This window comes from Klebsiella sp. K47, assembly GCF_051858335.1.
GTDB lineage: Bacteria > Pseudomonadota > Gammaproteobacteria > Enterobacterales > Enterobacteriaceae > Klebsiella > Klebsiella pneumoniae.
On sequence record NZ_JBPYUI010000287.1, the window covers coordinates 1 to 233 of the forward strand.

Consider the following 233-nt stretch of genomic DNA (forward strand, 5'->3'; position numbering starts at 1 on the left):
GAAACGGGAAAAACCTTGTTAGATGCTGAAATGGACCATCATGTGGTGGATGAAATTCGAGAGATGGTGGCAGAACTACAGCATACGACCTTGACCGATTTACATGTTTGGAAAGTAGGTAAAGGTAAGTTTTCCTGTATTTTGGCCTTAGAAACAACGGTAGACTTAACTGCGGATCGCGTGCGGGCAATGCTCTCGATTCATGAGGAAATTGTTCATGTCTCGGTGGAAAT

1 pseudogene is annotated in these 233 nt (G+C 43.8%); it reads left to right on the top strand.

Annotated elements, in window-relative coordinates:
• Nucleotides 1–15 precede the first annotated feature (15 nt).
• Nucleotides 16–233 (top strand): annotated as a pseudogene (locus RRF55_RS28065) (cation transporter); the annotation flags it as partial.